The 6952-nt window shown below is 73.8% G+C and carries 7 protein-coding genes and 1 pseudogene; 2 read left to right on the plus strand and 6 right to left on the minus strand.

The window, feature by feature from the left end:
* A pseudogene (locus AAHZ94_RS25515) lies at nucleotides 1-350 on the plus strand (hypothetical protein); the annotation flags it as partial.
* A gap of 41 nt (nucleotides 351-391) precedes the next feature.
* Here AAHZ94_RS25515 and AAHZ94_RS25520 read toward each other — a convergent pair.
* Nucleotides 392-1312, minus strand: a complete 921-nt coding sequence (locus tag AAHZ94_RS25520) for a 1-aminocyclopropane-1-carboxylate deaminase/D-cysteine desulfhydrase (RefSeq protein WP_349995553.1) — start codon at nucleotides 1310-1312, stop codon at nucleotides 392-394.
* A 303-nt stretch (nucleotides 1313-1615) separates the two neighbouring features.
* Nucleotides 1616-2206 carry an N-acetylmuramoyl-L-alanine amidase gene (locus AAHZ94_RS25525; protein ID WP_349995547.1) on the minus strand — a complete coding sequence of 197 codons (591 nt, stop codon included), beginning with the start codon at nucleotides 2204-2206 and terminating at the stop codon, nucleotides 1616-1618.
* A gap of 379 nt (nucleotides 2207-2585) precedes the next feature.
* Here AAHZ94_RS25525 and AAHZ94_RS25530 point away from each other — a divergent pair, with 379 nt between their 5' ends.
* The gene (locus AAHZ94_RS25530) at nucleotides 2586-3497 is read left to right on the plus strand and encodes a glutaminase (RefSeq protein ID WP_349995555.1); all 912 of its coding nucleotides are present in this window, start codon (nucleotides 2586-2588) and stop codon (nucleotides 3495-3497) included.
* On the opposite strand, the gene AAHZ94_RS25535 is transcribed toward AAHZ94_RS25530, so the two are convergent.
* The 4 genes from AAHZ94_RS25535 to AAHZ94_RS25550 all read right to left on the minus strand — a co-directional run bounded on the left by AAHZ94_RS25535 (nucleotide 3475) and on the right by AAHZ94_RS25550 (nucleotide 6781).
* Nucleotides 3475-3678, minus strand: coding sequence for a hypothetical protein (locus AAHZ94_RS25535; RefSeq protein ID WP_349995548.1), 204 nt, complete (start codon nucleotides 3676-3678; stop codon nucleotides 3475-3477). The two genes, AAHZ94_RS25530 and AAHZ94_RS25535, sit on opposite strands and share 23 nt — an antisense overlap.
* A 103-nt stretch (nucleotides 3679-3781) precedes the next feature.
* Nucleotides 3782-4720 (minus strand): beta-ketoacyl-ACP synthase III, encoded by a 939-nt coding sequence (locus tag AAHZ94_RS25540; protein WP_349995549.1) that lies wholly within the window; start codon nucleotides 4718-4720, stop codon nucleotides 3782-3784.
* Between the two features lie 336 nt (nucleotides 4721-5056).
* A complete protein-coding gene (locus AAHZ94_RS25545) occupies nucleotides 5057-5326 on the minus strand; it encodes a hypothetical protein (protein WP_349995550.1) in 270 nt (89 codons plus the stop codon).
* A gap of 276 nt (nucleotides 5327-5602) precedes the next feature.
* Entirely contained in the window at nucleotides 5603-6781 is a 1179-nt protein-coding gene (locus AAHZ94_RS25550; RefSeq protein WP_349995552.1) for a magnesium and cobalt transport protein CorA, read from the minus strand.
* Nucleotides 6782-6952: the final 171 nt, after the last annotated feature.

Here is a 6952-nt window from a genome sequence, read left to right on the forward strand (position 1 = left end):
GGGCGGGGGCCCGGCCCCCGCGCGGGGCCCCCCGGGGGCCGCCCCCGGGGGGGCGGGCGGGGCGCCCGCCCCCCCCCCCCCCGCCCCCCCCCCCGCCGCCCGACCGGTTGCGGACGGTCGTGGAGCGGCGCCGCAACGCGGTGTGGGAGCGGCTCGGCACGGTGAGCGAGGCGACGGGCGAATCGGCGGACGAGACCTACCGCCGGCTTTCGCGCGAGGTGATCGAGGTCGAACGGGAGGTGTTCGTACGGCTGCGGGACGAGCGGCGCATCGACGACGAGATGCTCCGGACGCTGCTGCGCCGGCTGGACCTGGAGGAGGCCGCCGCGTACCGGGAGGGCGAGGGGTAGCGGCGGATGCGGCGGCGAGGGGCGGGCCAGGGGGCCGTGGGTCAGGGGGTGGCCGGGCCGGTGATGACCGCGGTTACCGTACTGCCCGGCGGGAAAGTGTCCTCTTCGGCCAGGGTCGTGAGGCCGTACAGCAGCTTGGCCACGTAGACGCGGTCGAGGGCGAGCCCGTGGCGGTGCGCGAAGTCGTCGGCGAACGCGGTCAGCTCCGGCGTCGTACGGGCGTAGCCGCCGCAGTGGAAGCGGTCGGTCAGCTCCCAGTCGCCGGTGCGCGCGCCGAACGCCGCGGTCTGGAGCGCGGTCACCTCGGCGGTCAGGAAGTCGCCGCGGAGCACCGGGAAGCCGCGGGCGCGGGGCCGCGGCCCGGGGCCGGGGGCGAGTCCGGCGGCGAGGCCGGCCAGCGTGCCGCCGGTGCCGCACGCGACGCCCACCACCTGCGGCCCGCCGGTGGTGGGGAGGTCGGCGCGCAGCTCCCGGCCGAGTTCCCGGCAGCCGAGTACGGCCAGCCGGTTGCTGCCGCCCTCGGGTATGACGTAGCAGTCGCCGAACCGGGCGTGCAGGGTGTCGAGCAGCGGGGGGTCGGTCTTGCGCCGATAGTCGGAGCGGCTGACGAAGTGCAGCCGCATGCCGTCGGCCGCACATCGGGCCAGTACCGGGTTGAGCGGCTGACCTGCGAGTTCGTCACCGCGCACCACGCCGATGGTGGCGAGGCCGAGCAGCCGGCCGGCCGCGGCCGTGGCCCGTAGGTGGTTGGAGTACGCGCCGCCGAAGGTGAGCAGCGGACGCGGGCCCGACTCGGCGGCGGCCCGCAGGTTGAGCTCCAGCTTGCGCCACTTGTTGCCGGGCAGTTCGGGATGGATCAGGTCGTCCCGCTTGAGCAGCAGGCGTACGCCGCGCCGGGCGAACCGCTCGTCGTGGAGCTCCTGCAACGGGGACGGCAGGGCGGGGCGCAGGGCTGCGTGCAGGGGGGTGTGCGGGGTGGCGGCAAGCGTGGGTGGATCGGCGGGGTGGCCGGGTGTGTGGCCGGGGGCGTGGTCCGTGCGGGGGCCGGGTGCGGGGCTGGGGCTGCTGTGGGGAGTGGGGGCGTTGCTGCTCACCGGGCCATTGTCGTCGGATGGCGTCCGTTGTCGCCTGTTGTCCCCTGTTGCTCGTCGTCCGCTGTCGTCCGCTGTTGTTGTCGTTCGTTGTCGTTCGTTGGGGGGTGGGTGGGGCACAGCTCCGCGGGCTGCGGGGCCGGTGGGGGTGGCGGTGCTGTGCCCGGTGCGCGGCTACTTCAGCCGGTCGCGGATGCGTTCCCGCATGCTGGTCATGGTGAAGCCCCTGGGGTCCACCTTGCCCGGCTGCCATTCCAGGTGGCCGATGACGGATCTCTCGGTCCAGCCGTGGTGGCGGCAGATGGCCGCGGCGGCGCGTTCGATGGCCGCGAGTTGCGCCGCGGGCCAGGGGTCTTCGCCGTCGCCGAGGTTTTCGCACTCGAAGCCGTAGAAGTAGCGGTTGCCGTCGGTGTTGGCCTCGTTGTCGGGCGGCAGGCCCTTTTCGGCGATCACCGCGCGTAGCACGTCGTCGTCGCCGAGCCCGGCGTGGTTGGCGCGGCCGTAGCCGACCAGGTGCACCGTGCCGTCCTTGGTGATCACGCCGTGGCAGAGCGGGCCCGGCAGGCTGGAGTGGCCGTCGCGGCACAGTTGCACCGTTTCCTCGGCCCCCGAGGTGACGGTGTGGTGGATCATGACGCCGTGCACCGGCCCCCAGGGCCCCTTGTGGTTGCGGTTGTGGTGTTCCCAGTCGCCGACTTCCTCGACCCGGACGCCTTCGGCGCGCAGTGCCTCGATGAAGTCCCGCGCGGACATGGGTGGGGACATGGCCGCCTCCGTTCCGTGCGTGGCGGTCGCCCGATCTGCGAACCGCCTCCTCTATGACCTGCTTGTACCGGAACGTTCGCTGTTGGACTAGCCGTTCGTATGACGTGCGAACCGATCCGGCCGCCGTGTAGTGGCCGCGGAGCGCCGTTCGGCGACGTTTGTGCAGCCAGTGGCGGACTCGACGGATTGGCGGAGTAGGGGGCGTGCGTAAGGGAGGCGCACGCCGGTGGGTAGGGGGCGTTCCGCAGTGCATGATGGCGCCAACGACCCACGGTGAACTGGGCGGTGGCCCGAGCGGTGACCCGCACAGTGAGCCGTGCGGCGTGGCGTACGGACCGCGGCGATGCCGTGGGCACAGAACGGCAGCACGGGGGAGCACGTGGACTATCAGGGAGTGTTGGACGAGGTGGCCGCGGCGGTGCGGTCGCAGGTCGGCAGCGGCCGGGTGGCGCAGTACATTCCGGCCCTGGCCACGATCGACGCCGGAGGGTTCGGCATGGCGGTCGCCGACGTCGACGGCGGTGTCTGTGGCGTGGGGGACTGGCAGGAGCCGTTCTCGGTCCAGTCCATATCCAAGACGTTCAGCCTGGCGCTGGTCCTCGCGCACGGCGGCGAGGCGATCTGGGAGCGGGTCGGCAGAGAGCCGTCCGGCAGTGCCTTCAACTCGCTGGTGCAGCTTGAGTACGAGAACGGCATACCGCGCAACCCGTTCATCAACGCCGGTGCGCTGGTCGTCACCGACCGGTTGCAGACCCTGACCGGCGACGCGAGCACCGTGCTCCTGGATTTCCTGCGCACCGAGAGCGGCAACCCCGATCTGGCCTTCGACCCGCTGGTGGCGCTGTCCGAAACCGAACACGGCGACCGCAACGCCGCCCTCGCGCACTTCATGGCGAGCTACGGCAATCTGGACAATCCCGTATCGACCGTCCTCCAGCACTACTTCTGGCAGTGCTCGGTCCGGATGAGCTGCCGCGACCTCGCGCTGGCCGGTGGCTTCCTGGCCCGGCACGGGCTGCGCGCCGACGGCACCCGGCTGCTGTCGCGCAGCGCCGCCAAGCAGGTCAACGCCGTCATGCTGACCTGCGGTACGTACGACGCGGCGGGCAACTTCGCCTACCGGGTCGGGCTGCCGGGCAAGAGCGGCGTCGGCGGCGGGATCTTCGCGGTCATCCCGGGCCGGTGCACGCTGTGCGTCTGGAGCCCGGGCCTGGACGCCCGCGGGAACTCGGTGGTGGGCGTCGCCGCGCTCGACCACTTCACCACGCTCACCGGCTGGTCCGTCTTCTGACGGCGGCGGGGGGGGCGCCCGGGGGCGGGGGGGGGGGGCCCGGGGGGGGGGGGGGGGGGCCGGGCGGCCCCCGGGGGGGGGCCCCCGCCCCCCGCCCCCCCCCCCCCCCCCCCCCCCCCCCCCCCCGGGGCCGGGCGCCCGCCGGGGGCGCCGGCCCGCCGGGGGGGGGGCCGGGCGGCACGGTGCGGCGACGTGGGACGCCGGGACGGCCCGGTGCGGCCTCCCGGCGCGAGCGCCCCGCGCTCCGCCCGCCCGTACCCCGGCGCCCGTGGGCGAACCGCAGGTCAGGGGGAGCTGATGACCTGGCCCGCGTACGAGAGGTTGCCGCCGAAGCCGAACAGCAGGGTGGGTGTGCCGGGCGGGATCTCGCCGCGCTCCACCAGCTTGGACAGGGCCAGCGGGATGCTCGCCGCCGAGGTGTTGCCGGAGTCGATCACGTCCCGGGCGACGACCGCGTTGACGGCGCCGAGCTTGCGCGCCACCGGCTCGATGATCCGCAGGTTCGCCTGGTGCAGCACCACGGCCCCGAGGTCGGCGGGCTCGATGCCGGCCCGCCGGCAGGTCTCCCTGGCCAGCGGCGGCAACTGGGTGGTGGCCCAGCGGTAGACGGCCTGGCCCTCCTGGGCGAAGCGGGTGGGGCTGCCCTCGATCCGGACGGCCTCGCTCATCTGCGGCATCGAGCCCCACAGGACCGGGCCGATGCCGGGCGTCTCGGAGGCCACCACGACCGCGGCGCCGGCCCCGTCCCCGACCAGTACGCAGGTCGAACGGTCGGTCCAGTCGGCGACCGAGGTGAACGCCTCGGCCCCGATGACCAGCGCCTTGGTCGCCGAACCGGCCCGTAGCGCGTGGTCGGCGGTGGCCAGTGCGTGGGTGAAGCCGGCGCAGACCACGTTGATGTCCATCAGGGCGGGCGAACCGAGGCCGAGTCGGGCGGCGACCCGGGCGGCGGTGTTCGGGCTGCGGCCCTCGGCGGTGCAGGTGGCCACCAGCACCAGGTCGATGTCGGAGGGCGCGAGGCCGCTCTGGGTCAGGGCCTTGGGCGCCGCGTGCGCCGCCATCTCGTCGACGGTCTCGTCGGCGGCCATGATGTGCCGGGTGCGGATGCCGACCCGGCTCCGAATCCACTCGTCGCTGGTGTCGACCAACGCCGCCAGGTCGTCATTGGTGAGCGCCCTGGAGGGCTGGTAGTGGCCGAGGGCCAGTACGCGCGACCCGGACATGCGACCGTGCCCCTTTCGCTGGAGAGTCCGCTGATTCCTCAGGTTCTTCCGGTACTGCCGGATTGTCTAGCTTTTCCGGCCCTTCCGGCTTCTCTGAGTTTCCCCCGGCTGGCGGCGGAATGCGGGGTACGGGCATGCTGCCGCCCCATTGGTGCGGTGGGTTCCAGTCTGCGGGGCGCACGTCGGCGCAAGGGTGTGTGATCCACCAATCTTCTGCGGCGAGAACTGGAGTCTTCGACACCCTGGGCGGTGGGGCGCGCCCTGTGGGCGTGGCACGCCGTTCGACCGGATGCCGTGTGACCGTCGCCGGAGCGTACGCCGGGGCGCGTGTCCGAGCTAGGGGGCGCTGTACGGGCGGTCCCGCTCGCCGCTCGGTGTGTCGGAGGCTGCCGCGCGGTGCGGCGTACCGCGCGTGGCCGGCGCCCGGGACGGGCCCGCCGGGGTGCCTGGCGTCGCGTCGGCGCGCTCGGCGGGTGGTCCGGTACGGGGTGGCTGGGCCGGTGGCGCGGCGCTGGTCGTGACGACGATGGTGCCGAAGCGCCCGGCCACGGCCGCGAGGGTGACCGCGACGGGGCCGAGCCGGGCGAGGCGCCGGTATAAGGGCATGGGAGGGTCTCTCGTCTCGCGCGGGATCTGGCCCGGCCGGCGACGGTGCCGTGGGGCTGAGGCGCGGGGTGCGAGCCGGGCCGGCACGGGGCCGTACGGGCGGCGCGGCGCTGCCTCGTACGTATGTTCCCGACCGCGGGTGGACACGCGACGTCCTCCCCATGGCCGGTGGTTAACGGTCAAGAGACGAACGCCCAGAACGCCGCCGGGGTGACCGCCGGCCACAGAACCCGCACGAGCCACGGGAACCCACGCGAACCGCAACCGCCTCGCGCGTCAGAGCCAGCCGCTGCGGCGGAACGCGCGGTGCAGCAGGCCGCAGAGGGTGACGAGGCCGACGAGGAGGACCGGGTAGCCGTAGGTCCAGCCGAGTTCCGGCATGTGGTCGAAGTTCATGCCGTACAGACCGCACAGCATGGTGGGCACGGCGATGATGGCGACCCAGGCGCTGATCTTGCGCAGCACCTCGTTCTGCGCGACGGTGAGCTGCGCCAGGCTGGCCTGGAGGATCGAATTGAGCAGCTCGTCGAACGAGCTGACCTGCTCCGACACGCGCGCCAGCCGGTCGGCCACGTGCCGGAAGTACGTCCTGACGTCCGCGTCCACGATCCGCGACGGCTGGTTGGAGAGCGCGTGCAGCGGCCGGTCGAGCGGGGCCACGGCGCGCTTGAGCTCCAGGAGTTCGCGCTTGAGCTGGTAGATCCGGCCGGCTTCCTCGGCCTGCCCGGAGCGGCGGGGCGGGCCGCCCGCCGGATGCTGGGTGAAGACCTCCATCTCGACCGCGTCGATGTCGTCCTGGACGGCGGAGGCGACCGCGAGGTAGTCGTCCACGACGTGGTCGGCGATGGCGTACAGCACGGCCGCCGGCCCGTGGGCCAGCAGCTCGGCCCTGGACTCAAGCTCCTCGCGCACCGGGCCGAGCGAGCCGTGCCCGCCGTGCCGGATGGTGATGACGAAGTCCGGGCCGACGAACGCCATGATCTCGCCGGTCTCCACGATCTCGCTGGTCGCGGTGAGCTGGTCGTGCTCCACGTAGCGCACGGTCTTGAAGACGGCGAACAGCGTGTCCGCCTCGTACCGCTCCACCTTCGGCCGCTGATGGGCCTGGAGGGCGTTGGCCACGGCCAGCGGGTGCAGCCCGAACAACTCGGCGATCTCGGCGAACTCCTCGTCCGCCGGCTCGTGCAGCCCGATCCAGACGAACCCGCCGGACCGTCGCGCGCCACGCCCACCGGGCGCGCCCTGCACCGGAAGCGTCCGCAGCTTCGGCTGACCCACGCGGACCTGCCGGATCGCCTCTGCGGCCGGGCAGTCGCCGCGCTGGCGCTGCCCGCCCTGGTAGACCACGCAGTTGACCACCGAGCTGCCGAGCGGCGAGCGGGCCGGGTGGCTGAGGTCGACGCCGCGCGGGCGGCGCCGCCCGATGCGGACCGCGGTCCGTAGGGTGCGGATCATCGACACGGTGGCTCCTGCGGGTTGAGGGGGCGCTCAGTATGCCGGCCGAATCCGTACGCGGGGCGTACGGACGGTGCCCACAGCCGCGGGTCGGCGCTGACGCCGCCGCTGCGTGGAACGGGACGCCGCGGCGCCGGCTGCGGTTGCCCCGCGGCGCGGGTGTGCGGGGGC

The organism is Streptomyces sp. HSW2009 (assembly GCF_040240285.1).
Lineage (GTDB): Bacteria > Actinomycetota > Actinomycetes > Streptomycetales > Streptomycetaceae > Streptomyces.

What these genes read in the sequence shown, in the direction of transcription:
- AAHZ94_RS25525 (WP_349995547.1), bottom strand. Translation starts at nt 2,206, where the DNA reads ATGTCCCCACCCATGTCCGCGCGGGACTTCATCGAGGCACTGCGCGCC.
- AAHZ94_RS25540 (WP_349995549.1), bottom strand. Translation starts at nt 4,720, where the DNA reads ATGTCCGGGTCGCGCGTACTGGCCCTCGGCCACTACCAGCCCTCCAGG.
- AAHZ94_RS25545 (WP_349995550.1), bottom strand. Translation starts at nt 5,326, where the DNA reads ATGCCCTTATACCGGCGCCTCGCCCGGCTCGGCCCCGTCGCGGTCACC.
- AAHZ94_RS25550 (WP_349995552.1), bottom strand. Translation starts at nt 6,781, where the DNA reads ATGATCCGCACCCTACGGACCGCGGTCCGCATCGGGCGGCGCCGCCCG.